Source organism: endosymbiont of Galathealinum brachiosum (assembly GCA_003349885.1).
GTDB lineage: Bacteria > Pseudomonadota > Gammaproteobacteria > SZUA-229 > SZUA-229 > SZUA-229.
In genome coordinates this window covers 117080-142165 of record QFXC01000008.1, presented here as the reverse complement: position 1 = coordinate 142165, position 25086 = coordinate 117080, and the positions used below count along the sequence as shown (strand labels likewise).

The following is a 25086-nucleotide window of genomic DNA, read 5'->3' as shown; positions in this document are numbered from 1 at the left end:
TTCATTCTGTATGGTATTTATATTATGCATATTGAATAGTTTGTTTATTGTTAGTTAATGTTGTTTTATTAACTTTAAGATTATGTAATTGCTGTGTAATGCTGTTTATTACATTCCACTTTTTAGAGCACCACTCTGGTGCAAGTAAAATATTGTTAGATGCGGTGCCTGTAACCCGGTGATAAATTATTTCTCTGGGTGTCATTTCAATTAATTTAGCTGCAGCCATAACATAATCGTCTTGTGATAGAGGTATGTATTCTTTTCTCAACCACTCTCTTGCTAATTGCGTACCCTTTACTACATGTAATGGATGAAGCTTTAATCCCGCTACACCTTCGTCAATAACTCGAGACAAAGATTTTTCAAAGTGTTGATAATTTTCACCAGGTAAACCAAGTATCAAATGAGTACAAACTTTTATTCCGCGTTTATGAGCAGAATGTATTGCCTGATAGTATTCATAAAAACCATGTCCACGATTTACTTTTTTAAGTGTTTCATCAAATGAAGACTGTAAACCTAACTCGAGCCAGATCTCATAACCTCTGTTCTGATATTCGGCCAATAAATCAAGCACCTCATCTGGCACGCAATCTGGCCGCGTTCCAATAGATAACCCAATAACATCATCCTCTGATAGCGCCAGATCATAGAGTTGTTTTAATTGATTAATGTCGCCATAGGTATTTGTGTATGCCTGAAAATATGCCAGATATTTTTTTGCTCCAGTTCTTTTTCTGATTACTTTACGGCCTGAAGCAATCTGACTGGTAATTGAGTCAGGATCTCGTGCGTTCGGATTAAAAGAAACATTATTACAAAAGGTACATCCACCAATGCCTTTTGTTCCGTCTCTATTAGGGCAGGTTAAATTAGCATTTAAAGAAATTTTGTGAACTCTTTCTCCGTATTTCTGCAATAAATTTTGCCCGAATGTATTTACATAATCAGAAAGCTGCATTTTTAATAATTAGAACAGTGAGTTGTGGAAAACCCGAATGATTGTAGTTTGAAAGAAAACTATCTGGCATTGATTCTTGTCAACATAACAGGGGTTGTTTCTAAGCCTGATTTTTTCTAAGTTATTCAGCTAACCTTTTAAAAAGGTAAAAATATGCTTTAAATTGATATTTCTATAATATAACTAAAGCAGAATATGCTTATAATATAAAAAACATATACTTATCGTTCCAAAGAAATATTGAATTGCATCAATTCGATTGTTCATATAGCATCGATTGAGTCAAAAATTAAATGAATTTCTGGGTGTTTTTTGAATAATAAGTGGTTTTTACGTATTAGCCTTACAGCTTGTCTACTTGCGTTCTTTGTTATCGTTCTGGGCGCATATGTGAGGCTGTCTGATGCTGGGCTGGGGTGTCCTGACTGGCCAGGTTGTTTTGGTCAGATAGGTGCACCAGATGAGGCCCATGAAATTAAACAGGCTGTAAACCTGTATCCAAATATAGAAGTGCATTCAGGTAAAGCCTGGAAAGAAATGATACACCGTTATTTCGCCAGTGGCCTGGGTCTTCTCATTCTTATTATGGCTTTTCTTGCCTGGAAACACCGTCACAATGAAAACCAGCAGTTCAGGCTTCCTTTATTGCTTGTGGCTTTGGTCATCTTTCAGGGATTACTGGGTATGTGGACGGTAACCCAGCTTGTGCGACCGACAATTGTAACCTTACATCTTTTAACTGGTTTATTAACATTAAGTTTATTATTCTGGGTATTCCTCAAGCATAGTCAGCCATGGATTAATAAAATCAGAAGTATTAATTCAAGGGAAAAAATTAAACCTCTCGCGAAATTCGCTGTACTCATACTGGCGTTACAAATATTTTTAGGTGGTTGGACCAGTACAAATTACGTAGCACTTTATTGCCCTGATTTCCCAACCTGTCAGGGAGAGTGGTTGCCTGAAACTAATTTCTCAGAGGCCTTTGTATTTTTTAAAGATCCAACTGTTAATTATGAAGGTGGCTCACTCTCTTTAGAAGCGGGTGTCACTGTGCATCTTTTACACCGAATTGGTGCAATTATTACTACGATTACGTTAAGTGTTTTGGCTTTATTAATTTTATTTAAAACAGATAATATTATTTTACGAAAACTGGCAATAACTCTACTTGTATTTTTAACCGTTCAGGTATCACTGGGTATAGCGAATGTGGTACTGGTGTTACCAATACCAATAGCTGTTTCACATAATGCAATTGCTGCAGTACTGTTATTAACATTGCTGCTATTAAATTATAGCCTTAACCTGGGCTCACAAAAAATCACCCCCTCAAATGATTCAAACAAGGCACTATCATGACTGAAGTTACTTTAAATTCATCCAGTTTTAACTGGCGAAATTATTACAATTTATGTAAACCTAAAGTTGTTTATTTAATTGTATTTACCGCTATTGTAGGCATGTTACTTTCATCGCCAGGTGCTTTGCCACTGGATACATTTATTGCTGCCTGTTTAGGTATAGGTCTCGCATCTGCTTCAGGAGCAGCTTTAAATCACTGGGTAGATCAACGTATCGATGTGGTTATGGAAAGAACCAGTAATAGACCATTGCCACAGGGAGAGTTATCTTCCAGACAGGCATTAACTTTTGCGTTGTCACTTGCTGTTATTGCAATGGTAATACTATTAATATGGACAAATGTATTAACCACATTATTGACGTTAACTTCATTAGTGGGTTATGCGGTTATCTATACTATGTTTCTCAAGCGTTCTACCCCTCAAAATATTGTATTAGGCGGCGCTGCCGGTGCTGCACCACCTTTATTAGGCTGGGCAGCAATGACGGGTGAAGTTAATGGTGAAGCGTTATTATTATTCCTGATTATTTTTGTATGGACACCACCTCATTTCTGGGCATTAGCTATAAAAAGAAAAGAAGAATACGCGCGTGCAGGGTTACCAATGTTACCCGTAACTCACGGTGTGGTATTCACTAAATTACATATCGTTCTTTACACTGCAATGTTGTTATCTGTCACTATGATGCCATTTGTTATTCATATGACGGGCTTAATATACTTTGCGGGTGCTCTTGCTTTAGGTTTAGGTTTTCTTTATCACGCATTTAAATTATATAACACGGGTGATAGTGACGAGCATGCAATGAAAACATTTGGTTACTCGATATTTTATTTGAGTGCTTTATTCGGATTTTTATTACTAGATCATTACGCAAGAATAATTTTCAGAGCATTTATGTAAATAGAATTTTATTACCAGTGAGCAACATAGTGAGTGCTCATCTGGTAATAAGCTTAACTTTATGGGAATGCTGGGATACTAGGATCAGAGCCACCTAGCACAGTATGTTTGTGAGCTTCCATTTTCTGGGTAATAACTTCAACCTTTTCCATTGGCACATCAGTCATCAATAGTATTTTTCCTTCGTTCATGGATTGTTCAAATTCTTTCAATCTTGAATTTTTGGCGCTTGAACCAATCATGCCTGATGTCCAGATACCAAAACCTGCACCGAAAATAGTGCAACCTAGTACAACTAAGCCCATTACTGAGCCAACCTGAAGTGCGGTTATTGCTATAATGCTACCAACCAGACCAGAGATACCACCTATAACCATACCAGTTTCAACGCCATGCACTATATCGCTGGTTTGAAATATGGTTGCTTCTGGTAAGTCACCCAGGTCGATACCGTCTTTGGCCATAACATGGATGTGTTGATCATCTATTCTGGCAAGTAATAGTTCATCAACCGTTTTTTTAGCTTCTTCCAGATTTGGAAGTAAAAAATAGAGTCGTTTTCTCATTTGGGTTCTCCTGATTAGATGAGTGGGGCGCTCCAGAAAAACAGTCTTCATCCGCAAGTATAGTCATGCTGTAAGAGGCATATAGAAATATTGGACTAGCGGTATATTAAACAAAAAAAAGCCCGCTAAAGCGGGCTTTTTAATAGTATTTAAGTTTTAGGTTTAAGCAGATGTAGCTGATATAAAGAAGATTGCTGCACCAAGAAATACAACAAGCATAACAAGCCCGATAGTGATAACCCAGGTTGAATATACAAAACCTTCTTCTTCAGGTATATGCATAAAAATTGGGATACCTGTATATAAGAGATAAACCGCTGCAGCCATAGCGAACAGGCCGACAAGGACATTAATATATAAAACTGGATATAACGCCACAAAACCTAATAGAAACAATGGAAGTGAAGAAAAAACAGCTAATTCTGTGCAGTGGAGGGGTTTAGGGTTTAAGTCGAATGTTTTGGCAAACCAGCATATAGCGTAGCCTAAAGCATAAACACCAATATTAAGAAAAGCAAAACCTGCTAATGCAGCAATAATGGCTTTTTCTGGCGTCATAGTGAAGAGGGAATCTACACCAAGATCCCAACCAATATGAACAGTGGCAAAATACACACAAATTGTCGGTATTAATGATAATACAGCTACATGAAGCAATATATCGGTTATTTGGGCAGGTTCTCGATCAGCGTCCCGTAGGCATTCTTTAGGTTTGTAGACATGGCAAAAGTGTTTGAACAGCATTGGTTAATACTCCACATTTTTATTAGATAAATTTACTCATTTAAACAATAAGTTACTTAAAATTAAGTATAGAACTTATTCTAGTAATTATCGGTTTTATTTTGTTATTTATACATCATAATTTAGATTTATAACCGCACTAAATTAGGGTTATGTATCTTTGTATATCACACTAACTGGTCATTTGGGAAGCAATATATTCCTTATAAAGCTAGTAATAGTGATTTTTTTGAAATATCTCTATTATTTATAGAATTCTATGATTGGCAGTGTATTATCTATTAAGTATTTTATATAAATTAATCGTTAAAATAAGAGGTTATTGTGGATAATCAGGATTCAGAAAATCGCAAAGGCACTGGTTTATTAAATGTCTTAAAAAGCACCATGTTTGCCGCTAGCGGGATACAGACAAAAGCGAATCGCGAGCGTGATTTTGAGCATGGTGAACCATCAACTTTTATTCTTGCAGGTATAATATTTGTCGTTGTTTTTATATTAGGAATGATCGGTGTTGTTCAGTTAGTTATGACATTTGCAACACCTTAAACTTGAATATGTCATTTTAATCACTTGAATAGACTGAAACGCTGCAAATATCTGCTATTCTTCAATAATCGTCTAATTCTGAATTCATAAAATTTAAATGAATATAGAATGACCTGTATTTATTTTTTCTCTCAAAGCTTAACACCCCTTAAGCATCTAACTAAAATATATAAGGCTGTATCGTGAATATATTTAAACTTTTTTCTGTACTGACTATCGTAATGTTTCTAGTAGCCTGTAACTCGAACCCGGCAATGGTAAGTTACTCTCAGCGATCAACTGCATCCGTATCTAATAACCCTGATGTAATGATTATGCAGGGAAATATTACTGGTCTGAGTAACTATCTAAATACCATGCCGGATATAAATAAGAAAACAGACGGAAATTTTACTTTGTTACACAAAGCGGTGATGTTCGATAAGCCAAAATCGGCAGAGTTACTAATCAAGCGTGGAGCAAGTCCAAATAGTAAAGGTATGATAGGGGTGACACCTGTATTTTATGCGAAAAGTATAATCATGCTTGAGTTGTTGATTAAAAACGGTGCAGATATATATATTAAAAATGATAGCGGAATGTCATTGTTTTATTTTATTACAGAACCTGTCGTTATTAGGGCATTAATTGAAAAAGGACTGGATCCGACCGATCAGGGTAATATAGCAGTAAGCCCAGCAGATGCTGCTAAGCAGGTGCACAAAGCATACGGTGAAATGGATCAGAATGTAAAAGACAATCCTGCCGTTAAAGTAATGATTAGTAATGTAGAGGAAAAAATTAAAATACTCGAAGCTTATGAAAGTCTCCCCGAGTTATTGTTGTTGGCAAAAAATGGTGATTTAAAAGAATTGCGAGTTTTATCTAAGAAGAAAAGCCTGCTAAAAACCACCAACTCATCTGGTAACACTGCATTACATATTGCCGCACAATATAATCAGCTTAATATAGTTAAATATCTATCTCGAAACAAAACGCTTTTAAATGCAACTAATAAATCAGGTAAAAATTCTCTTGATTTAGTTATCTCAAGCAAGTCTGCAAGTGCCAAATATCTTAGCTGTCAATTAAATAAATATTGTAAGAATGTCACATCATTCGATAAAAAAATAACTCAGGCATGTAGCGCAGAAAAAAGCACCAAACAATGTCTGCCTGTTTTAAAACAGGATATACATGGTGTGTTTGCACCAGCTAATGCTGAAGAACTGGTATTACGAATTCGTTTTAATGAATCATGCAAAAAGTTTAACTATATTAAATGTAAACAATTAGAGGAAACGTCTTCTAACCCAAAATATGAACGTAAAATATTTACGGTTATGCAAAATAATGCACCAAGAATTGATAAGCGTTTCGAAATTGCCTGTGGAATAACGGGTAAAAAATCTAGCTGTTTGTCTTTTATAAAAACTTACCCGGGTTATAAGTCTAAACCAGAGATTGATACAGCTTTGGCCTACCTTAGCCAGAAGTGTAAAATAAAAGAAGATGGATGGATATATAAAGGTTCAAGCTGCAATGCAGGATTTGCGCATGGTAGTGGTAGTGCGATTAATAACGATAAAAATCTAAGTTATTCAGGTGCGTTTCAAAATGGTCATCGTGTTAATGGCAAAGTGAAGTATAACGGACAGCCCATGTACGATGGAAAAATGAAACAGGGCAAGCCTAATGGTTTAGGTATCTGTTTTCATGAGGGCGAACCAGAAGAATGTAAATACTATGAAGGTAAACGTGTAGATAGTCTGTATAAACAACGTATTGAAATGGCTAAACAGCAAAAAATAATGGATGAAAAATTAGCTAAAATGCAACAGGCTCAAAGTGCACAGTACAAGCAGATGCAAATTCAGATGCGAAATACACCTGCAGCGGCTAAATCTAAAGACTTTGGAGATGTTATTATTGAAGAAGGTCAGAGAAGGGTCGTAAATAAAATATTTGATTCATTGTTCTAGAAAGTATTATTGAGTTATTTCATAAGCCTCTTTATAAAAATATTTTAATTTCTGATAAAGAGGCTGCATACCATTGATAATTATTATTAACGTAAGCGAGAAACTTTTAGTAACTTATTAAAGTCTTTACGCATTAATTTTGGATCAAGTTCTTTAGGGAAATACATCATAATATTTCCTAAAGGATCTACCAGATAAATTGATTGCATATTTTCAGGGTCTTTTTCAAGTGCGGAAATCGTCGAAACGGCTTTAGCGCTTGTATACAGAAGCCCCGCATTCTGGTGCTCTTTTTCAATTAAATCTGTAAATGTTTTGTCTGTATCACCGGTAAGAACAATCCCGTAATTAACGCGATCCTGGTACTTACCCATGCCTATAATAGTTTGGCGCATTGTATAAAGAGTCTGTTCGCATTGTGAATCACATTTAGATCCAACAAAATAAAGTAAGCGCCAGTGAGGGGTTAGTTCCTCTTCTGATAATGCAGCACCAGACTTTCCAGTCATACCTAATGTGTGTATATCGACTATTGGAATAATTAAATTACCATTGCTTTTAACTGCAGGTCTATCACCTAGATAAAAATAACCATAAGCAAGAATGGCTGGAATAAAAAATGATGCAGTTAATACCCATAGGGACATATTGCTGCGTTGTGGTTGAGCTGCTGTTTCATTAGTCATGTATAAACCTTAATTCTCTTGTGTTTTTCTTGTGTTAACGACAATGTAAATGATAGATAATGCCAGTGAAAGCCCGAACCATTGAAATGCATATGCAGTGTGTTTCTCACTTCTCATATTAATTTTAAAGGGTAGGGGTTTTAATGATGTTTGGTTAGCCTGATTCATTAATATAACCATTGGCAACAATTTATAATTCAGTTCTTTTTGTATTTCAACCAGGTCAACGTACTGTAAAACGACGGGCCATTTTTTATAGATATTAGCATTGCTGGATAGAACTAAACCTTTGGACGGCGGGTGTGCTGTTACTCCGTCAATTCGTAATGTTTGAGTATCAACCGATATGTCAGGGAGCTCTGATCGACTAACTCCAACAGGAAGCCAGCCTCTGTTTACTAAAATTGCCTGATCAGCTGATATCATCAACGGTGTAAAAACACTGTAGCCAGCTACCATGTTATTAATCTGATTATCCAGATATATCTGATGAGCCTGATCATATTGACCAGTTGCAAAAACGGGCTGGTATAACCAGTCATTTTCTTCTTTAGCAACTGAGTTAAGAGGTATGGCTTGAGTGTCTTGTTTGTTCTCTATTAATGACTGTAAATTAGCTTTATAATTAGCACGGTCAAGTTGCCAGAAGCCGAGTGATACCATGATATAAAGCAGGGCAATGGTAACCAGGCTAGGTATAAGCGTAGCTTTAAAATTATAATTTTTTATTTGTATACCTGGCATGATGAATTAATTTAAATTACGCGTTTATAAATGAGGTTAGTAGAGTGATATTCAAAATATTTATTGTAGTTTTATTGTTAACTGTTGTAGTTAGCTTAGGTTCAGCACTATACCATCTTGTGAACAATAAAGGTGATTCAGATAAGCTTGTTAAATCTTTAACATGGAGAATAGGTCTTTCAGTTGGGATTTTTATACTGCTTTTAATTGGACAGGCTATAGGTCTTATTCAACCGCATGGATTATAAAAGATAGTCTTAAGTCAGAAGTCTTAAGTTTAAAATTAAAAGACTTCTGACTTACGACTTATTTAAAGTTATAACCAATACACAAATATGAACAGGCCTAACCAAACAACATCAACGAAATGCCAGTACCACGCTACCGCTTCAAATCCAAAGTGATTATCTGCTGTAAAGTGACCCTTCAAACAACGAATTAAAATCACAAATAACATAGTTGTTCCCATTGTTACATGGAAACCATGGAAGCCGGTTAACAGAAAGAATGTACTGCCATAAATACCCGAGTCCATTGTAAGACCCAATTCATTGTATGCGTGAATGTATTCTTCGACCTGCAATATTAGAAAGCAAACGCCTAATAGAACAGTTAGACCAAGTCCAATATTCAGGTGTTTTCTATTGCCTGCGCGTAATGCATGATGTGCCCAGGTTACCGTTACACTTGAAGTTAATAGAATAGCCGTATTAATAGCAGGTAAGCCCATTGCGCCCATTGCTTCTCTTGGTGCTACAATATCTGAACTAGGATTACTCAGTAATGGCCAAACCGCTTCAAATGCAGGCCATAAAAACTCATGGGTTGATGCATTATTACCTGCTCCGCCTAACCAGGGAACTGCTAATACCCTTGCATAGAACAGTGCACCAAAGAATGCAGCAAAAAACATAACCTCAGAGAAGATAAACCACATCATGCCCAGGCGGAATGACTTATCTACCTGTGTATTGTAATTACCAGCCAGTGACTCATCAATAACAGCGCCAAACCAGCCAAAGAATAAATAAGCAATCATTAATAAACCAACAGGTAAGAGAAGACTCATCTCGCCAGCATGGATTGTGTTTACTGCACCAATAACTGAGGTTGTTAGTGCAACTGTTCCAATTACGGGCCATTTACTGGGCTCCGGAATATAATATTCACCGTGACTTGCAGTACTCATAATATGTGTTCCTGATTAAGTGAAAGTGTTATGGATTTAGCCTTCGTATTTTTTTCTTTTATAACTTCAGTTAAATCCTGATTATTTTGTTTGCTGATAAAGAAAGTATAGGATAATGCTATCTCATTTATATCTGTTGATAATTCACTATCGACAATAAATGTGACAGGCATAATTTTTTCTTCACCGGCTTTTAACTCCTGCTGGGTAAAGCAAAAGCATTCTGTTTTTTGAAAGTAGGCTGCAGCAAGCCCGGGAACAACACTGGGAACTGCGCTACCTACGATGCTCTTACTGGATATGTTTTTTGCAACATAATTTATAGTCGTTGGCTGACCGGGGTGAACTTCAATAAAGCTTTGCTGAGGTTTGAAGTCCCAGGGCATTGATTCATTTAAGCTGGCTAAAAAGGTAATTCTGATTAAGCGACTTTCATCTACGATGGGAGCCGTAACAAAACTAACTTTATCTCCGGTTTTACCATTTAAACCTGTTACATCACAAAAAATGTCATACAACGGAACCAGCGCAAAACCAAAACCAAACATAACTACTACCAGAAGCAGTAATCTGCCAATAATCCCGTTATTTTCTGATCCGGGTTTACTAACTGTCTGTTTATCTGAGTTTTGCACTGCCATTATATTTATCCAGTCCGTCCGTTATTTAACTTCAGGTGGTGTTGTATAGCTATGGAATGGAGCAGGTGATGGAAGATCAAATTCCAGACCATGTGCGCCATCCCATACTTTATCAGTCGCTTTCTCACCACCTTTAACGCATTTGATAACTACGTAAAGGAAGATTAACTGTGAGAAACCGAACACAAATGCACCAACCGTAGCTATCTGATTAAACTCTGCAAATTGCAAGGCATAATCAGGAATACGACGTGGCATACCCGCTAGTCCAACGAAATGCATAGGGAAGAATAATACGTTAGCTGAGATTGTGGTTAACCAGAAATGCAGTTTACCCAGCTTCTCGTCATACATATTACCTGTCCATTTTGGTAACCAGAAATAAACCGCTGCCATAATAGAGAAGGCTGCGCCGGTAACCAGAACGTAATGGAAGTGGGCAACTACGAAGTAAGTATCGTGGTACTGGAAGTCAGCTGGAACGATACAAAGCATCAAGCCGGTAAATCCACCCATTGTAAACAAGAAGATAAATGCAATCGCAAATAACATGGGCGTTTCAAATGTTAACGCACCGCGCCACATGGTTGAGATCCAGTTAAAGACCTTAACACCTGTGGGTATCGCAATAAGCATGGTGGCGTACATAAAGAATAATTCACCCGCAACCGGCATACCTGTTGTAAACATATGGTGAGCCCATACGATGAATGACAGGAAGGCGATAGATGCGGTTGCATATACCATTGAGCTATAACCAAATAATGGTTTGCGCGAGAAGGTGGGTACGATTGAAGAGATAATACCGAAAGCCGGTAAAATCATAATATATACTTCAGGATGACCAAAGAACCAGAAGATATGCTGGAACATAACCGGATCACCACCACCCGCTGCATCAAAGAAGCTGGTGCCAAAGTGTCTATCCGTTAACATCATCGTTACTACGCCAGCCAGTACAGGCATAACCGCAATTAGAAGATACGCAGTAATGAACCAGGTCCATACGAAGATAGGCATCTTCATATACGTCATGCCAGGCGCACGCAGATTCATAATTGTTGCAATAACATTAATTGCACCCATTACAGATGAGATACCCATTAAGTGAACTGAGAATATAAAATAATCAGTACTATCCGGGCCATAAGTAGTGGAGAGCGGAGCATAAAATGTCCAACCAAAGTTAGGCGCTGAACCCATACCCAAAATGCTCATGATCAGACTGGCAATCAGCAGACCAAATGCACCCGGTAGCAACCAGAAACTCCAGTTGTTCATGCGGGGTAATGCCATATCGGGAGCACCAATCATCATTGGTAACTGCCAGTTAGCCAAACCAACGAAAGCGGGCATAATCACACCAAATACCATGATTAACCCGTGCAGCGTAGTTAGCTGGTTAAAGAATTCCGGTTCTACAATTTGCATACCGGGTTGAAATAATTCAGCACGAATTACCAGTGCTAACGCACCGCCAATAAAAAACATGGTAAATGCAAACCACAGATACATGGTTCCAATGTCTTTATGATTTGTACTAAACAGCCACCGACCTAAGCCAGTAGGCTTATGATCGTGATCGTGATGTTCTTCTACTACAGCGTTCATATTTGCCTCTTTTTTAAGTCTAATTTAACGGGCCGCTTTTACGTCAGACGGTTGAACCATATCGCCAGTGTTATTACCCCATGCATTTCGCTCATAAGTAATAATCGCTGCCAGATCGGCATCATTTAACTGCGGACCAAAGGCCTGCATACCTGTACCAGCTACACCTTTAACAACAACTTCGATGTGTTTAGCTATGTCACCAACTACAATTGCGCTATCTTTAAGGCCAGGGAACGCGCCGGGTAAGCCTTCACCACCTACTTGATGGCATGCTGCACAACTTGTGTTATAAGCAGTTTCACCGTGGGCCATTAACTCATCCATGGTCCATGTTTTGTCGCCACTTGCATTAGCTGCAGCCTGAGCCGTTTTCTTCTCGTTTAACCAGGCCAGATAATCTTCTTCTGATTTAGCTTCAACTACGATAGGCATGAATCCATGGTTAGCGCCGCAAAGCTCAGCGCATTGGCCGCGATAAACACCGGGCTCATCAACAAGCGTCCAGCTTTCGTTGATGTAACCAGGAATTGCGTCTTTCTTAACACCAAAGGCTGGAATCCACCATGCGTGGATTACATCGTTTGATGTAAACAGGAAGCGTACTTTCTTGCCTGTTGGAATAACGATTCTGTTATCAACTTCAAGCAGGTAATTCTCGCCCTTGGTTTCTTTATCTTTGATCTGATCCATTGGTGTGCTGAGGTTACTAAAGAAACCCACGTCTTCACCTACATACTCGTAATGCCATTTCCACTGGTAACCCGTGACTTTAATCGACATATCCGAATTAGATGTATCTTCCATAGCCAGTAAAGCCGAGGTAGCGGGAACGGCCATGCCGATAAGAATTAATATGGGGATAACCGTCCAGAGAATTTCTATGGTGAGGTTGTCGTCGAATGTTGCGGGTTTATGATTTTTAGCTTTCGTATGAGTAAGGATGGAGTAGGTCATGACACCGTAGACAACGATGCCGATTACGACGCAGATCCACATTACTATTTGATGAATATCGTATGCGTTCTGACTGGTACTTGTGACACCCGGTGCTAGATTCAATTGATAATCAGCAAGAGTCGGGTTGCTTGCAAGCAACAGACAGGCTAGGCCCAAAGGCCGGGTTACTGCTCTCATTTTTACCCCCTGGAGTAAAGGTTTTTATATTTATCTTACTTAAATATTAAAAATCACCGACTCATCATGCTTAAAATCATCGATAACTTATAAATTGATATGTAAATCTATAAAATCTCAAATATCAGAGTATTATTGTTATTTAATGTAGAACCCAGTAAATGCCAGTAGATGGCTAAATTGACACTTCTTATACTCATTTTTCTTATAATTATGATGAATATAAATAGCTCTATGATAAAAATCAAGAAAAGCTTAGTTTTTTATTGTTATTCGGGTATAACTTAAGTTGATAGGCATAATTATTCCATAAAGTTGTTGATAATTATCAATAAAATAATATTTAATTTGATTGTTTTATAAGTATTATTTATAGAATTTAATGCTTTAAAAGTAATTTATATCGATAGACATATGTGGTTTCACACCTACATAAGTATTTTATTATATCTAGAGTTTTCAGTATGATTGCATATAAGCTAACACTAAAATACTCGATCAAATAAACATGAGATTATTTGGTTATTAATGTTTTATGTAATTTCAAATGATAAATGCGTGGTAATATTAGGAAACATTTAAATTTGGAGACAATAATGTCTGAAGTTGAATTTAATAATCAGCTTACTGATGAAGTAAAAATTTCCCCTGAAGCAATGAATCAGCTTGCTGCAATCGTAGATCAGGAAGCAGGTGCCTCCGGTATCCGTATTTATGTATCTGGTGGTGGTTGTAGCGGAATGGCTTATGGCATGACACTGGTAGAGCAGGCAACTGAATTTGACGCCGTTCTTAAAACTGAAAAGCTTAACTTATACGTAGATAGTATTGCACTTGGATATTTGAGCGGTGTTGAAATTGATTACAAAACGGAAGGTTTGAATCAAAGCTTTGTATTTAAAAATGTATTTGCACAGACAGGTGGTTCGGGTTCCTGTGGTGGTTGTGGTGGTGCTGCACCAGCAGGTGGCGGATGCGCTTAATCCTGTAATTGTCAAATGTAAGCTTCTTTCATGCATTAATAACGTTTAGTGCTAGTTGTTATTGCATGAAAGATATCTACTAAAGAATCTTGTTATTAAATCTTCTCTACTACTTATTTCACAACCGAATAGTTATCGCATTGCGCCCTATATAAATGCAGCAAAGCGGCTTGGCTTAAATGTGATTGTTGCATCAAAGGGTGAGTATTCACTTATATCTGAAGTATATGAGGGAATACACATCGACCTTGATTCGCATGATAACGCGCTAAAAACAATCATTGATAAATCGAAATCTCTAAATATCGTCGGAATACTGGGCTCTGATGACAGTACAGTTGAACTGGCGGCTAAAGTTGCCAACGTTTTAAAATTACCGCATAACCCTCCTGAGGCCGCACGCCTAACGATGAGAAAAGATCTGGCACGTGCTCATCTCTCGCTGGATAACTGTTCAGTTCCGATACATTGCCTGATTAGTTTAGAGGATTCTCTGGATCGTCAAACCGCTGGATTACCATGGCCCTGTGTTATAAAGCCCTTAAATTTATCCGCAAGTCGTGGAGTGATACGGGTTAATAATAAAGATGAGTTTATATCGGCCTGTCAGCGCATTAAAAAAATCATATCTGATACTGGTGATGATTTTGAACGTAATCATGTTCTTATAGAAGAGTACATAGAGGGTGCGGAAGTTGCCTTTGAAGGTTATTTGCAAAACGGGAATTTACATACTCTAGTTATTTTTGATAAACCAGATCCTTTAACAGGACCATTTTTTGAAGAAACAATATATGTAACGCCTTCATCTCTTGATGAAAATATACAGATAAAAATAAAACAACGTATTGAAGAAGCCTGCAGATCTTATGGTTTAACAACAGGTCCGATACATGCTGAATTAAGAGTTAATCAGGAAGATGCTTTTATACTGGAAGTCGCAAGTAGAACAATTGGAGGTGACTGCGCTAGAAGTCTGGATTCGGGTGCCGATTTTAATTTAGAAGAGCTTGTTGTTTCTTTAGCTACAGGTAATCAGGTAGAAACAAAAGCACCTGAAAATGCGCGTGGTGTAATGATGATTCCTATTAAGCAGTCCGGTATATTGAGAAGGGTAGAAGGCCTGGCGGCTGCTAGAAAAACACCTCATGTTGATAAAGTGGATATTGTTATTCGAGAAGGTAATGAGTTAATTGCTTTACCCGAGGGAAATCAATACCCGGGTTATATATTTGCTCAGGCCCAAACACCTGCTGAAGTAGTAAGCGCTTTAAGAAAGGCTTACGAGCAGCTCAATTTTGTAATGGCACCCGTTATACAGTTATTGAAAGAATAACTGTTTTCGTGCCTGATTTGTTTTGTTACTTACTTTTATATCGTGAGTAAAAATTAATTAGTATTTTTATTTGCTGAGTGAGCCTGACAACAAAATTATTTTTTTGCACCTCCACCCGCATTAAAACCAGCAGGAACCTGACCATAATCACCTTCATCAAAAAAGAAACCCTGCATATGTTTCTCAATCAGTTCAATGCTGCGAATATCAGCTGTATTTAAGCCATTTTCATTAATAATTGTAGTTAAACGCTCAAGCCATTGTTTCCAGCCTTCTTTAGAAACGTTGTTATAAATTCGCTGACCGAGTGCACCCGGGTGAGGAACTGCATCAAGTGCTTCAGCTTCAACTTTCAAAATGGCACAGTATACTGTTCTCATAATTTACTACCTTCGTTTTTATCTGTTTCGTTAATTTCGTATTTTTTAAGTAATACACCTTCATCGCCACAACAACTTGCAGCGCATTTTTTTATCTGGTGTAACTCTTCAGCACTACTATTTAAATAGGCTTCTATTGGTTTGTTTTCTTCTGCACAGTCACAACCTTTATCGTTGTAAACATAAATATTTTTTAGCCCAGCTCGTTTAGCGGCTTTTTCAGCTTCGAGTAATGATGATTCGGGTGTTGATGGCAAATGACTTAGTTTATAAGCAGGGAAGAACCGGGTAATATGCCAGGGGCTATCAGCACCTAAATTATCTCTTACCCAACAGGCTATTTCATAATATTCATCCGGATTATCATTTTTTCCAGGAATAATATTGGTACGAGTTTCAACATGTATGCCTAACTCATGGGCTTTCTTTATTGAATGCAAAACCTGTTTAACTTTAGCTGGTCGACAGATGTCCTGATAAAAATCATCACGCATACTTTTTATATCAGAGCAGAGTACATCGATATAGGGAGCAGCTAGTTCCAGTGCCTCATCGGTGATATAGCTATTAGAAACATAAACCGTATATAAACCGGCTTTATGTGCCAGTTTTGAAACATCTATTACATATTCTAACCATACTGCAGGCTCGGAGTAAGTAAATGCGATTCCTTGTACCCCAGCTCGAAGTGCTGTGTCTATGAGAGATTGTGGTGTAACCCATACTTCAGTTGATTCACCCTTAGCCAAATCATCCAGTGCTTCAACACCCCAGGAAATATCCAGATTATGGCATCCGCCACAGCGAAAGCTACAACCATAACTACCAACTGACATTACTCTGGTGCCCGGACGGTAATGCTTAACAGGTTTATCTTCTATCGGGTCAATATCTATCGATGACAATATGCCATAAGACAGGTTATAGAGTGTACCGTTACGATTAACATGAGCCTGACAGAAGCCGCGCTGACCATGTGCAATTTTGCAACGCCACAGGCAAAGATTGCAACGAGTGGTGTCGTTATCCATTTTTTCCTGTAGACAGGTTTCTACGAGCTGATATTCGGTAATTTCGTTCATCCTGTCTATTATAAAGCATTTAATAAGGCATAACAGGAAGGAATAGCCTTAACAGCAGGGGGGTATTTGATATGTATCAATACGATTAAACCGATATATACGATGCACGAGCCAATGGGAGTATTATCATATTTTAAAATTACACCGGATATTTATGATCTTGTAATTAGTGATCAGACAATGTCTGAATTATCAGGTTCTGATTTATTACATCAATTACTACAGATCAAACCAGAATTACGAACTATTTTTTATTCTGGATACACTGAAGTTATAAATTTGAACAAGCACAGAGATTAGGTATTAAGAACTTTATTACTAGCCTATAGATCCGGATGAATTTATCGATTTAGTCTGTTCTGTTATTGTAATTAATACTGATTATTTTTTTCATTAAATATTTAAATATTAAACTCTGCTATTAAAAAGATTAACTATAAATAATGTTAAAAACTGGTAACACAATTTAATGCGATAGCAGTTAATGGATGTAATTAATAGAGCAGGCGACTACAGATAATTATTTGTATATTACCGCGAGTAATTACCTCATTTCTGTTGTCGACAAAGCTTCATTGTCTTTCCTGCACGGATATTCTGAACGTAGAGTTGTTAAAATATTATCTCTAAGTGTTTTTATAGTGTCTATTTCAGACGGTAGTTGCTTTGCAATAATTTTAATAATATTATCATTAGAGATATTATCGGGTACGCAATAATAATTAAACTTTGATGCAGGCATTCGTCCTTTAGTGCAGTAAGGTTTATATTTAATTTTTTTCTGATTATTAATAATTGATGTATTGATTGCCAATGCTTTAGCAAGAAAGCCCTGTATAAAGTAATTACAGTAATTAGCATTAGTATGCTCTGGTGTGCTTTTTAGAGCATTACAAGATAGTAGTAAATTCTTGTTTTATCAGGCTTTATATTTTCATTTGATAAAACTGAAAAAGACGTGAATATTAATACAATAAATAGAAAAGCAGGGAATTTTATTTTCCCATCTCCAGCTAAGTTATACTTAAGTTAGTATGTATTATCATGAATTGACAGAGTAACTATATAACTAATTATTAACTTACTTTAATTGTAGATGTTTAGAATTTAACCTACCTTTAAGTTTGCGTAAATTCGAAAAAACACCTTGTTTTAACTCGAATAAAACGAGTGGTATATATCAATAAAACAAGTGTTTTATTGCGTCTCCTTGTGTATAAATACCTCTTCAAGCCTAAGCATAGTCAGCCCTTGTATAGTGCGCCATAAGTAATAAATAATGGCTAACATCATTAGCATAGATGGGATTGCAATAACTGGATAACTTAATAAAGTCATTTGACCAAGCTCCTCATTAAAGGCGCTACTACCAGCTGGACTTGTCACAATCCATTTTGCGAGAATATAATTCATTACTGCTGAAAAGAAAAAAGTACTGCTCAATAAATAAGTTGCAATTAACAGACGATTTTCAAATATATCGGTAGTATTCAGCTCATCTAATCTGGATTTTATTTTATCAGTATTCATAATTTTTCGATTATAAATAAGTGTTTTGATTAAAGGATAGCGGGTTCTTGTAGAAATAAGCACAGCCAATCCTATAATTGCGGGTATTGATGCCTCTTTAATGGCTAACCATTGATTATCTAGTTGTAAAAGCCCAATGCCTCCGGTGAGTAAAACACTTACCAGGCCAAGTAAGGCAATAAAATTAAACTTTCTATATTTTGTAAACTCATATAAACCCCAGCTTAAAGGAAAGTATAAGGCAAAAATCAGGGCTTTAGTTGCCCCTAAATCGTCATCACCACTGAATTTCATTAATATAATAGTAGGAATTATGATGCTAAATAATAACTCAACAATTGGTCGACGTTTATAATCATACAAGTTAGACATATATTTTCTCTTAAATTAGTCTATTTTTTAAATTCTGGCCTGAACGACACTATTTCCTTCACGAATCCAGTGTGAAATACCATTCTGTACATTATAAATATTCTTATAGCCATAATTTTCTATCAAATAAGTTGCTAATTTTCGAGTACGATTACCTGTACGACAAATTAGAATGACCTGGCTATTGATATCATTAGCACGGGTAAAGTTAGGCATAAATTCAGGATTAACTCTGGCTTCACTACTGATAATTGTAAGAAGCTTACTTCCTTTAATTACACCTGTTTGACGCCATTCATCAACACGGCGTACATCATAAACAGGTATACCTTTATCAATCATTAATTTTAATTGAGCGTTATCTAGATTAGTGTAGGGCGGCTCAGTACAGCCCGTTAACATGAGCAGAAATATAATAATTCCTGACATTTTAAACAACATTGATAATTCCTCGGTTTTTTACTGATTTTAATTACTAGTTATATAGACAGGATTCATTGATGATAATGACGTAATTGTGTGAATATCTGCTGTAGTACGTATTAAAAGCATACTATCGGTTTATAAAAGAAAGAATAAGTCGAATCTTATACATAATTAGTTCGAATTATACGAAGACGTTATTAAGCGTACGTATAATGAATGCTATTGAAATAGTATTGCTAGAGAATGGGTGCGAACTAGCAGGGATAGTTAAATTTAATACATATTATCTATTTAACATAATATACATTATGCGCATATAATCCATTAAAAAGACGTAGTCGAAAATAGCTAAGATCAACCAGAGTAAGTGCTAAATATCTACAACAACCACTAAACTGTTAATCAGTAATAGCTATGAGTTGCTTTCTGGACATAAAACTCCTATCCATCGATAGATCAACAAGATAAAGCATCAAACAGAAAAACATAATATGTTTGATATAATGATCACGATTACAGAGATATCAAATCACTTGTGTTGTTGATCTTTAATTTTGCGTGATAATTCAAGATGATAATACTTATACCTCATTGACGTTTCAATACCATGGCAATCCTTACAGAACGAATCCTGAATAGCCTTATTTCTTAAAAAGCTACTTTGCACATTACCATTAACCTGTTTTTCAGGTTTTTCTTTTTTAATCTCCTCATCTTCAATTGCTTTATGGCCCGACCATCTATGAGGGTTATGGCAGGTAATACAGGCTATTTCACCAAATTCATTTATTTCATTTTTATTATCTACTAGTGGCATGTTATTTTTGTCTGACCGTAAGATAATATTGTTCGTAGGATGACTAAAGAATTTTATTTGAGATTTGTCAGCAACACCCTCTTTACGATGACAGTTTAAACAAGCCTGGTCTCGATTAAGTGGCTTTTCATTTCCTTTATATGTAGCTAATTCTGTCGCATCTAACGATAGTATTTTATCTGAAACCTCATGCATGCTATGACAACTACCACATGAACCAGCCTCCTCCGGTGTTTTGTCAAAACTGTTTTTACTTTTCTCTGCACTTAAACGTAGATCATGTTTAGTGTTTACAAGCTTATTATAATTTTCATGGCATGCATTACAGAGCTCACCATTTTTATCATCTACAACAAGTAGTGCACTGTCTTTTTTTCCATTATGAGGGGCATGACAGGTTAGACAGGTTATTATTTCAATCTCTTTACCGTTAATCTTTACCGGCTCATCCAGTTTTATATTAACTGGATGAACTCCTTTTTTGCGAGCTGATATAAGATCTTCTGCCACATGCCTCTGATGACACTGTTGACAAATTTTTGCATTTACTGATTGAATAGCCGTTAGTGATTCTTCTTCAGTACCATGGACTTTATGACAGCTTTGGCAAATCATCTGATTCTTATTGTTTGTAGTAGCACCTGCTTTAGTTAATTCATCAGGTAAACCTTTATGCAGGTTTTTATCTCTTGCGTAATATTGTTTATTTTTTCTTACCGGTTCAGCCTGCTTTAAATACAAGCCAACAGGATGATTTATTCCTTTATTTGAGCGTGATTTATCCTGTATATGGTCGATTTTTGATTCATGGCACGAGAGACAAATTTCACTACTTTTATTTTTCTCACGCATCCAGCTATTATTATGTTCATCATTAAGGTTTGCAGGTTTATCTGTTTCAAGCTTGTGTGGTGTATGACAACTGCCACAGTAAATATCATGCTTGTTATGTGACTTATGAATAACAACAGGAAATTCTTTTGGAATTTTATCTTTGTTTTTATCTGAGTTTTTCTTTATTTCTTTTCGTTTGTGATGGATATCAGGGTGCTGCTCTTTATGACCTATATCTTTCCTTGAATCTATAACAACACCGTGATGACAGCTATAACACATGTCCTGATGCGCAACAGGAGAAACAGGAAAATCAGTCTGATGATCTATTGAAAAATTATCTGCCCATGATATATGACAGGTGATACAGTTTTTTTGTGAACTACCTGATTCTGGTTTATCAAATGATTTTTTATTGGTTGTTTTTTTATTATTTGTACTTACATTAAAAACATCAATACTATTATTTAATGTATCCGTTACATAAATACGTGATTTATTCAACGTTAGGCTTGTAGGCGACTTAAATACCAGGTGTTTACCTGATTCATTTGTAAGTAAACCTAACGGTTTACCATTTTTGAAAACAGAAATTCTACCAAGGTAGGCATCACTGACCATTAAATAGTTATCTTTAGTTAATACCAGTCCATTAGGCCTGAATAACGAACCTGGTATATTGACACCAAAACTCCCAGTATTCATAAAATGCTTACCCCTTGAACTAAACGCCTGAATTCGAGAATTAAGCACATCAACAACAAACACATAACCCTGAGAATCAGCAACTAATTGATATGGAAAATTGAATTGCCCTTCTGCATCACCTTTTTTTCCCCAGCATCTCAAGGTTTTTCCATCGCTTATCTTACTGACACATATTTGATGGTTCTGACGATCACTCCATAATATATTTTTATCCATTATCAGTAGAGAAACGGGAGAAACCTTTTTTATTTCTGATTTGTTTGAGGTTAGAGTTATAACTCTAATAAATTCTCCCTGCAGATTGTAAATCGAAATCCGGCCATTACCTGTATCGGCTATATATACAAACCTGTTATTTATTGCTATAGCCATAGGTAAATCTAATTCAGCATCACCCTTTCCCGCTTTACCAAAATCGAATTTATGCTTACCATCATTGGAAAAAACTATTACCTTGCTCAATACACCATTTAGACTATAAATGCTGCCATCATGAGAAACGGCTATATCTGTTGGCTGATTTAACCCTGATTTAATAGAGAATAATTTATTCGCAGTGATATCAGCCATAATATATTGGCTAAATAATATCGATAACAATATTAATGCAGCTAAAAGTTGTTTAACTTTAACTATCATTGCAATAAATCAGTCATACGTAATCGCTGATCATCTTTAGTAAACCGACTGAAAAACCTTGGTATTGAATGCTGTTGTAGTTTCTTAATTTCTTTTTCTTTAAAGCCAAGCGGAACCAGATCAATCAATTGATCTTTGTTATTATGACAACCCATGCAATCTGGTCCTTTTTTACTAAGAGGTGTATGCAAACGATATTTAAGACCAGCTTTTTCAAACGAAGGTTTGTTTTTCCATTCTTTTTTTATTTTTAAAGCCAGTTCATGGTTATCTAATAAAATGACTGGTTTATTATTAAATAAAGGAACAATTCGATTTGCAGACACCTTGTTACTATCATTATTAAAATTAAACCACTCGTATGTAAGTAATGTGTTTTTAGGCACGAAATGACACGTTTCACAGCTTATATAATCACTGTGCATATTCAGAAAGCTTCTTTTTCTTTTATTTAACTTATGTGGTTTCTGCTGATGACAGGAGATACAAAAAGAATGCTTATCAGTCTCTATTTTAGAATTTTGTTTGTGAAATGACTGAACAAACAAGTTATCTTTCACCTCTATTTCTGAATGCTCTTTTATCTGTTTATGGGCTTCCTCAATCTTCTTATCATCAACTTTAGAGTTATTAAATTGTTTCAAGTAAAGTGGCTGAGCATTTACAGATAAGAAAAACGAGTACAGAATAACTGAATATATTAATGGTCTCATTTATCCTGCCCTCGCTGTATAGTCTGTTTTTTCTTTTTAAACTTAGAAGCTTTAACTTTTGATTTCGGTTTTCTTCCAATTATCTTTTCCTGGAAATGATTTCCACCAAACAGAGAAAAAACAACAGACTTACTTCGTTTTGAAAATAAACTCCATATAATAGAACCAATAGTCAGTATTATTATTATTGGAATAAAAAATGCTAGAAATAGTTTCCATCCGGAATTTAAGTTAAGTGCTTCCGATGAGATAATTCTTTCATATACAGGTACATAATCCAGATCATGCATATCTGTTTGGGTAAAAGCTGAGTTTATATATTTTTTAGAATAATTATGGCATCCTGAAGCCGAGCAGGTTTTATCAAGATTATCTTTATGTGTTGATGCGCTGATCAGTTTATGATTGAAGATTGCATGTCTGTCTTTTCCTGGGGTATGACAATCATTACACGAAACACCATGATCATCATTGTTGGCTAACAATCGGCCATGCAGCGTTCTTTCATAAGAATTACTTGCAAGAATAAATTTGCTGCCTACTTTATGTTTTATACCTGTTTCTTTGTCTTCAACTTCAACTTTTGCCATACGTTCTTTATTTGCATGGCAGTTATCACACATTTTGTTTTCGTCCTGTTTACTCTGTCTGCCGGAAAGAAAACGTCGCATAATATGACCACCAAACTGGTTAAGCCATGTTTCTCCCTGATGACAACTTCCACATTCTGATTCGGTATGATCAAATGCCGCTTTAAATTCAGGCATTTTTTCTGGATCTATATATAAACTATTCTGATGACATAATCGGCATGATGGGTTTTGTTCTTCCTCTGATTCTTTTAATCTATTTCCACCCGTAAAACCTTTGCTCCAGCCCTCACCATGTGTTGATTTTTCGAATACCTCAGTTGCTTTTTTGTGCGTATACGCCTCACCTTCAGATGGTTCTTCAAGGTGACAGGATTCAGCACAATCAACTTCACCGTTCTCAACTTTATGAGGAAAATCCTTTATTTCTCGATGACAGTCTTTGCAGGGAACACTGCCATGTAATGAACTGAGATAATGTTGTTGATTAATGGTTGAATTTCGCAGAACACCTTTCTCATCAATATACTCAAGTCCTTCAAGCGCATGACAGGCGAAACAGCCATCTGGATCTGTCTGGCGCTGCTTGGCCTGCACCTGGGTGATAAAAACAAATGAAATGGCCAATCCCAAAATAACGCCAATAAACACCCGTTGCCAGTTAACAGCTTTAAGCCCTTTAGCTTCAGGCTTAACAATGTAAACAGCTTCCCAATCAGGTAATGGATGGAAATCAATGCCTTTCTTTTTACGTTTAGGTTGATTGTCTGGTGGCAAAGCTAGCCAGTCTATTGCATGCCAGTCACAAACATTCACACATTCATTACATGACATGCAGGAGAGTTGATCAACAACTGCAACTCGATCAACCATTTTTATGGCACCTGTCATGCAATTACGTGCACAGATATTACAGCCTGTACAACGATCACGCTCCACCCGTATTCTTCGCGTAAAGCGTAACTTAGCACCCATACGATTAATCAACCCATCCATCGCTCCGATAGGACAAAGAAACTGACAATAAGCTCTACCCTTGCTGGCAAAAAAACCTAAAAGTATAAGTAATGCAAGATTAACGAGACCGATGGTAGAAAATATATATGCAAAACCACGCATGCCTCCACTCATTGACTCAAACAGTCGAGGTACGGTTATAAAGTTACACAAGGTACAGGCACTAATGCCCAGTGTTGGCATAAGTAAGACATAAACTGCAAAATATCCGTAACGTATTGGAACCTGTGGCAGAGAACGATATTCTATTTTCCAACGATCACTCAGTGTACGACTGACAAGCTCAGGGAAACCACCTACAGGACAAATATATGAACACCATAAACGCCCGTAAAAAAATGTTGTTAGGAAAATGCTAAATAATAATATAACCCCCATCCAGGCTACAGTAATTGCCATTGTTAAATCCTCTAGTGTCATGCCGGGAAAATAGAGAAAAAATCGTCGCATACACATCTTTCCACACAAGTCATCATTACCTACTGCACCGGGTATAAAAGCAAAAGGTGCAAAAAACAGAAGGCAGGATGCAATGATAATCAGATAACGTATTTTCTGTTCTTTAGGTATATCTAAAATGTTTTGTATTATTCTCAT

General features: G+C 36.4%; 25 protein-coding genes. 8 read left to right on the top strand and 17 right to left on the bottom strand.

The genetic code is table 11. The features are described 5' to 3' along the window. Positions 1–22 precede the first annotated feature (22 nt). On the bottom strand, positions 23–964 hold the full coding sequence (locus DIZ80_06680; GenBank protein RDH83818.1) for a TIGR01212 family radical SAM protein: 942 nt from the start codon (positions 962–964) through the stop codon (positions 23–25). Between the two features lie 312 nt (positions 965–1276). Between DIZ80_06680 and DIZ80_06675 the strand changes: the two genes are divergently transcribed. Together DIZ80_06675 and DIZ80_06670 are read left to right on the top strand one after the other, a co-directional pair. After that, the gene (locus tag DIZ80_06675) at positions 1277–2326 is read left to right on the top strand and encodes a cytochrome B (GenBank protein RDH83817.1); all 1050 of its coding nucleotides are present in this window, start codon (positions 1277–1279) and stop codon (positions 2324–2326) included. Then, a complete protein-coding gene (locus DIZ80_06670; GenBank protein RDH83816.1) occupies positions 2323–3234 on the top strand; it encodes a protoheme IX farnesyltransferase in 912 nt (303 codons plus the stop codon). Before DIZ80_06675 ends, DIZ80_06670 begins: the two co-directional genes overlap by 4 nt. 59 nt (positions 3235–3293) lie before the next feature. Here DIZ80_06670 and DIZ80_06665 read toward each other — a convergent pair whose 3' ends face one another. Beyond that, on the bottom strand, positions 3294–3800 hold the full coding sequence (locus tag DIZ80_06665) for a DUF1269 domain-containing protein (protein RDH83815.1): 507 nt from the start codon (positions 3798–3800) through the stop codon (positions 3294–3296). Between the two features lie 162 nt (positions 3801–3962). After that, complete coding sequence (locus DIZ80_06660) at positions 3963–4544, bottom strand: hypothetical protein (GenBank protein ID RDH83814.1); 582 nt, start codon at positions 4542–4544, stop codon at positions 3963–3965. A 387-nt stretch (positions 4545–4931) separates the two neighbouring features. On the opposite strand from DIZ80_06660, the gene DIZ80_06655 reads away from it, so the two are divergent. Both DIZ80_06655 and DIZ80_06650 read left to right on the top strand, forming a co-directional pair. Next, positions 4932–5093 carry a hypothetical protein gene (locus DIZ80_06655; GenBank protein ID RDH84116.1) on the top strand — a complete coding sequence of 54 codons (162 nt, stop codon included), beginning with the start codon at positions 4932–4934 and terminating at the stop codon, positions 5091–5093. A 182-nt stretch (positions 5094–5275) separates the two neighbouring features. Continuing rightward, positions 5276–7054, top strand: coding sequence for a hypothetical protein (locus DIZ80_06650; GenBank protein ID RDH83813.1), 1779 nt, complete (start codon positions 5276–5278; stop codon positions 7052–7054). Between the two features lie 86 nt (positions 7055–7140). Here DIZ80_06650 and DIZ80_06645 read toward each other — a convergent pair whose 3' ends face one another. Beyond that, positions 7141–7740 (bottom strand): hypothetical protein, encoded by a 600-nt coding sequence (locus DIZ80_06645; protein ID RDH83812.1) that lies wholly within the window; start codon positions 7738–7740, stop codon positions 7141–7143. 9 nt (positions 7741–7749) lie between these two features. Next, positions 7750–8484, bottom strand: coding sequence for a hypothetical protein (locus DIZ80_06640; GenBank protein RDH83811.1), 735 nt, complete (start codon positions 8482–8484; stop codon positions 7750–7752). Positions 8485–8528: 44 nt separating this feature from the next. Between DIZ80_06640 and DIZ80_06635 the strand changes: the two genes are divergently transcribed. Continuing rightward, positions 8529–8732 carry a twin transmembrane helix small protein gene (locus DIZ80_06635; protein RDH83810.1) on the top strand — a complete coding sequence of 68 codons (204 nt, stop codon included), beginning with the start codon at positions 8529–8531 and terminating at the stop codon, positions 8730–8732. A 68-nt stretch (positions 8733–8800) separates the two neighbouring features. Here DIZ80_06635 and DIZ80_06630 read toward each other — a convergent pair whose 3' ends face one another. Genes DIZ80_06630 through coxB form a run of 4 tightly spaced genes read right to left on the bottom strand, consistent with a single transcriptional unit; the run spans position 8801 to position 13062 of the window. Then, on the bottom strand, positions 8801–9673 hold the full coding sequence (locus DIZ80_06630) for a cytochrome c oxidase subunit 3 (GenBank protein RDH83809.1): 873 nt from the start codon (positions 9671–9673) through the stop codon (positions 8801–8803). Continuing rightward, on the bottom strand, positions 9670–10314 hold the full coding sequence (locus tag DIZ80_06625; protein ID RDH83808.1) for a cytochrome c oxidase assembly protein: 645 nt from the start codon (positions 10312–10314) through the stop codon (positions 9670–9672). Before DIZ80_06625 ends, DIZ80_06630 begins: the two co-directional genes overlap by 4 nt. Positions 10315–10335: 21 nt before the next feature. Then, positions 10336–11925: a cytochrome c oxidase subunit I gene (gene ctaD, locus DIZ80_06620; protein ID RDH83807.1), complete on the bottom strand. Its 1590-nt coding sequence runs from the start codon at positions 11923–11925 to the stop codon at positions 10336–10338. 24 nt (positions 11926–11949) lie between these two features. After that, positions 11950–13062, bottom strand: coding sequence for a cytochrome c oxidase subunit II (gene coxB / locus DIZ80_06615; GenBank protein ID RDH83806.1), 1113 nt, complete (start codon positions 13060–13062; stop codon positions 11950–11952). Positions 13063–13658: 596 nt separating this feature from the next. Here coxB and DIZ80_06610 point away from each other — a divergent pair. Together DIZ80_06610 and DIZ80_06605 are read left to right on the top strand one after the other, a co-directional pair. Next, positions 13659–14045: an iron-sulfur cluster assembly accessory protein gene (locus DIZ80_06610; GenBank protein RDH83805.1), complete on the top strand. Its 387-nt coding sequence runs from the start codon at positions 13659–13661 to the stop codon at positions 14043–14045. A gap of 181 nt (positions 14046–14226) precedes the next feature. Continuing rightward, positions 14227–15381, top strand: a complete 1155-nt coding sequence (locus DIZ80_06605) for a hypothetical protein (protein ID RDH83804.1) — start codon at positions 14227–14229, stop codon at positions 15379–15381. Between the two features lie 95 nt (positions 15382–15476). Here the strand turns inward: DIZ80_06605 and DIZ80_06600 are convergent, their stop codons facing one another. Both DIZ80_06600 and amrS read right to left on the bottom strand, forming a co-directional pair. After that, positions 15477–15764, bottom strand: coding sequence for an oxidative damage protection protein (locus tag DIZ80_06600; protein ID RDH83803.1), 288 nt, complete (start codon positions 15762–15764; stop codon positions 15477–15479). Beyond that, entirely contained in the window at positions 15758–16843 is a 1086-nt protein-coding gene (gene amrS / locus DIZ80_06595) for an AmmeMemoRadiSam system radical SAM enzyme (protein ID RDH83802.1), read from the bottom strand. Before amrS ends, DIZ80_06600 begins: the two co-directional genes overlap by 7 nt. A 102-nt stretch (positions 16844–16945) precedes the next feature. Here amrS and DIZ80_06590 point away from each other — a divergent pair, with 102 nt between their 5' ends. Next, positions 16946–17143 (top strand): hypothetical protein, encoded by a 198-nt coding sequence (locus DIZ80_06590; protein ID RDH83801.1) that lies wholly within the window; start codon positions 16946–16948, stop codon positions 17141–17143. Positions 17144–17387: 244 nt separating this feature from the next. Here DIZ80_06590 and DIZ80_06585 read toward each other — a convergent pair whose 3' ends face one another. The 6 genes from DIZ80_06585 to DIZ80_06560 form a co-directional block, all read right to left on the bottom strand. Further along, the gene (locus DIZ80_06585; GenBank protein RDH83800.1) at positions 17388–17657 is read right to left on the bottom strand and encodes a hypothetical protein; all 270 of its coding nucleotides are present in this window, start codon (positions 17655–17657) and stop codon (positions 17388–17390) included. Between the two features lie 383 nt (positions 17658–18040). Beyond that, positions 18041–18745 (bottom strand): MFS transporter, encoded by a 705-nt coding sequence (locus tag DIZ80_06580; GenBank protein RDH83799.1) that lies wholly within the window; start codon positions 18743–18745, stop codon positions 18041–18043. Between the two features lie 27 nt (positions 18746–18772). Continuing rightward, complete coding sequence (locus DIZ80_06575; GenBank protein RDH83798.1) at positions 18773–19186, bottom strand: sulfurtransferase; 414 nt, start codon at positions 19184–19186, stop codon at positions 18773–18775. A 514-nt stretch (positions 19187–19700) separates the two neighbouring features. Beyond that, positions 19701–22169 (bottom strand): hypothetical protein, encoded by a 2469-nt coding sequence (locus DIZ80_06570; GenBank protein ID RDH83797.1) that lies wholly within the window; start codon positions 22167–22169, stop codon positions 19701–19703. After that, positions 22166–22882 carry a hypothetical protein gene (locus DIZ80_06565; protein ID RDH83796.1) on the bottom strand — a complete coding sequence of 239 codons (717 nt, stop codon included), beginning with the start codon at positions 22880–22882 and terminating at the stop codon, positions 22166–22168. The genes DIZ80_06570 and DIZ80_06565 overlap by 4 nt, the downstream gene beginning before the upstream one ends. Continuing rightward, positions 22879–25086, bottom strand: coding sequence for a hypothetical protein (locus tag DIZ80_06560; protein RDH84115.1), 2208 nt, complete (start codon positions 25084–25086; stop codon positions 22879–22881). Before DIZ80_06560 ends, DIZ80_06565 begins: the two co-directional genes overlap by 4 nt.

What these genes read in the sequence shown, in the direction of transcription:
- DIZ80_06680 (RDH83818.1), bottom strand. Translation starts at nt 964, where the DNA reads ATGCAGCTTTCTGATTATGTAAATACATTCGGGCAAAATTTATTGCAG.
- DIZ80_06670 (RDH83816.1), top strand. Translation starts at nt 2,323, where the DNA reads ATGACTGAAGTTACTTTAAATTCATCCAGTTTTAACTGGCGAAATTAT.
- DIZ80_06665 (RDH83815.1), bottom strand. Translation starts at nt 3,800, where the DNA reads ATGAGAAAACGACTCTATTTTTTACTTCCAAATCTGGAAGAAGCTAAA.
- DIZ80_06660 (RDH83814.1), bottom strand. Translation starts at nt 4,544, where the DNA reads ATGCTGTTCAAACACTTTTGCCATGTCTACAAACCTAAAGAATGCCTA.
- DIZ80_06655 (RDH84116.1), top strand. Translation starts at nt 4,932, where the DNA reads ATGTTTGCCGCTAGCGGGATACAGACAAAAGCGAATCGCGAGCGTGAT.
- DIZ80_06645 (RDH83812.1), bottom strand. Translation starts at nt 7,740, where the DNA reads ATGACTAATGAAACAGCAGCTCAACCACAACGCAGCAATATGTCCCTA.
- DIZ80_06640 (RDH83811.1), bottom strand. Translation starts at nt 8,484, where the DNA reads ATGCCAGGTATACAAATAAAAAATTATAATTTTAAAGCTACGCTTATA.
- DIZ80_06630 (RDH83809.1), bottom strand. Translation starts at nt 9,673, where the DNA reads ATGAGTACTGCAAGTCACGGTGAATATTATATTCCGGAGCCCAGTAAA.
- DIZ80_06625 (RDH83808.1), bottom strand. Translation starts at nt 10,314, where the DNA reads ATGGCAGTGCAAAACTCAGATAAACAGACAGTTAGTAAACCCGGATCA.
- ctaD (RDH83807.1), bottom strand. Translation starts at nt 11,925, where the DNA reads ATGAACGCTGTAGTAGAAGAACATCACGATCACGATCATAAGCCTACT.
- coxB (RDH83806.1), bottom strand. Translation starts at nt 13,062, where the DNA reads ATGAGAGCAGTAACCCGGCCTTTGGGCCTAGCCTGTCTGTTGCTTGCA.
- DIZ80_06610 (RDH83805.1), top strand. Translation starts at nt 13,659, where the DNA reads ATGTCTGAAGTTGAATTTAATAATCAGCTTACTGATGAAGTAAAAATT.
- amrS (RDH83802.1), bottom strand. Translation starts at nt 16,843, where the DNA reads ATGAACGAAATTACCGAATATCAGCTCGTAGAAACCTGTCTACAGGAA.
- DIZ80_06590 (RDH83801.1), top strand. Translation starts at nt 16,946, where the DNA reads ATGCACGAGCCAATGGGAGTATTATCATATTTTAAAATTACACCGGAT.
- DIZ80_06580 (RDH83799.1), bottom strand. Translation starts at nt 18,745, where the DNA reads ATGTCTAACTTGTATGATTATAAACGTCGACCAATTGTTGAGTTATTA.
- DIZ80_06575 (RDH83798.1), bottom strand. Translation starts at nt 19,186, where the DNA reads ATGTTGTTTAAAATGTCAGGAATTATTATATTTCTGCTCATGTTAACG.
- DIZ80_06570 (RDH83797.1), bottom strand. Translation starts at nt 22,169, where the DNA reads ATGATAGTTAAAGTTAAACAACTTTTAGCTGCATTAATATTGTTATCG.
- DIZ80_06565 (RDH83796.1), bottom strand. Translation starts at nt 22,882, where the DNA reads ATGAGACCATTAATATATTCAGTTATTCTGTACTCGTTTTTCTTATCT.
- DIZ80_06560 (RDH84115.1), bottom strand. Translation starts at nt 25,086, where the DNA reads ATGAGAATAATACAAAACATTTTAGATATACCTAAAGAACAGAAAATA.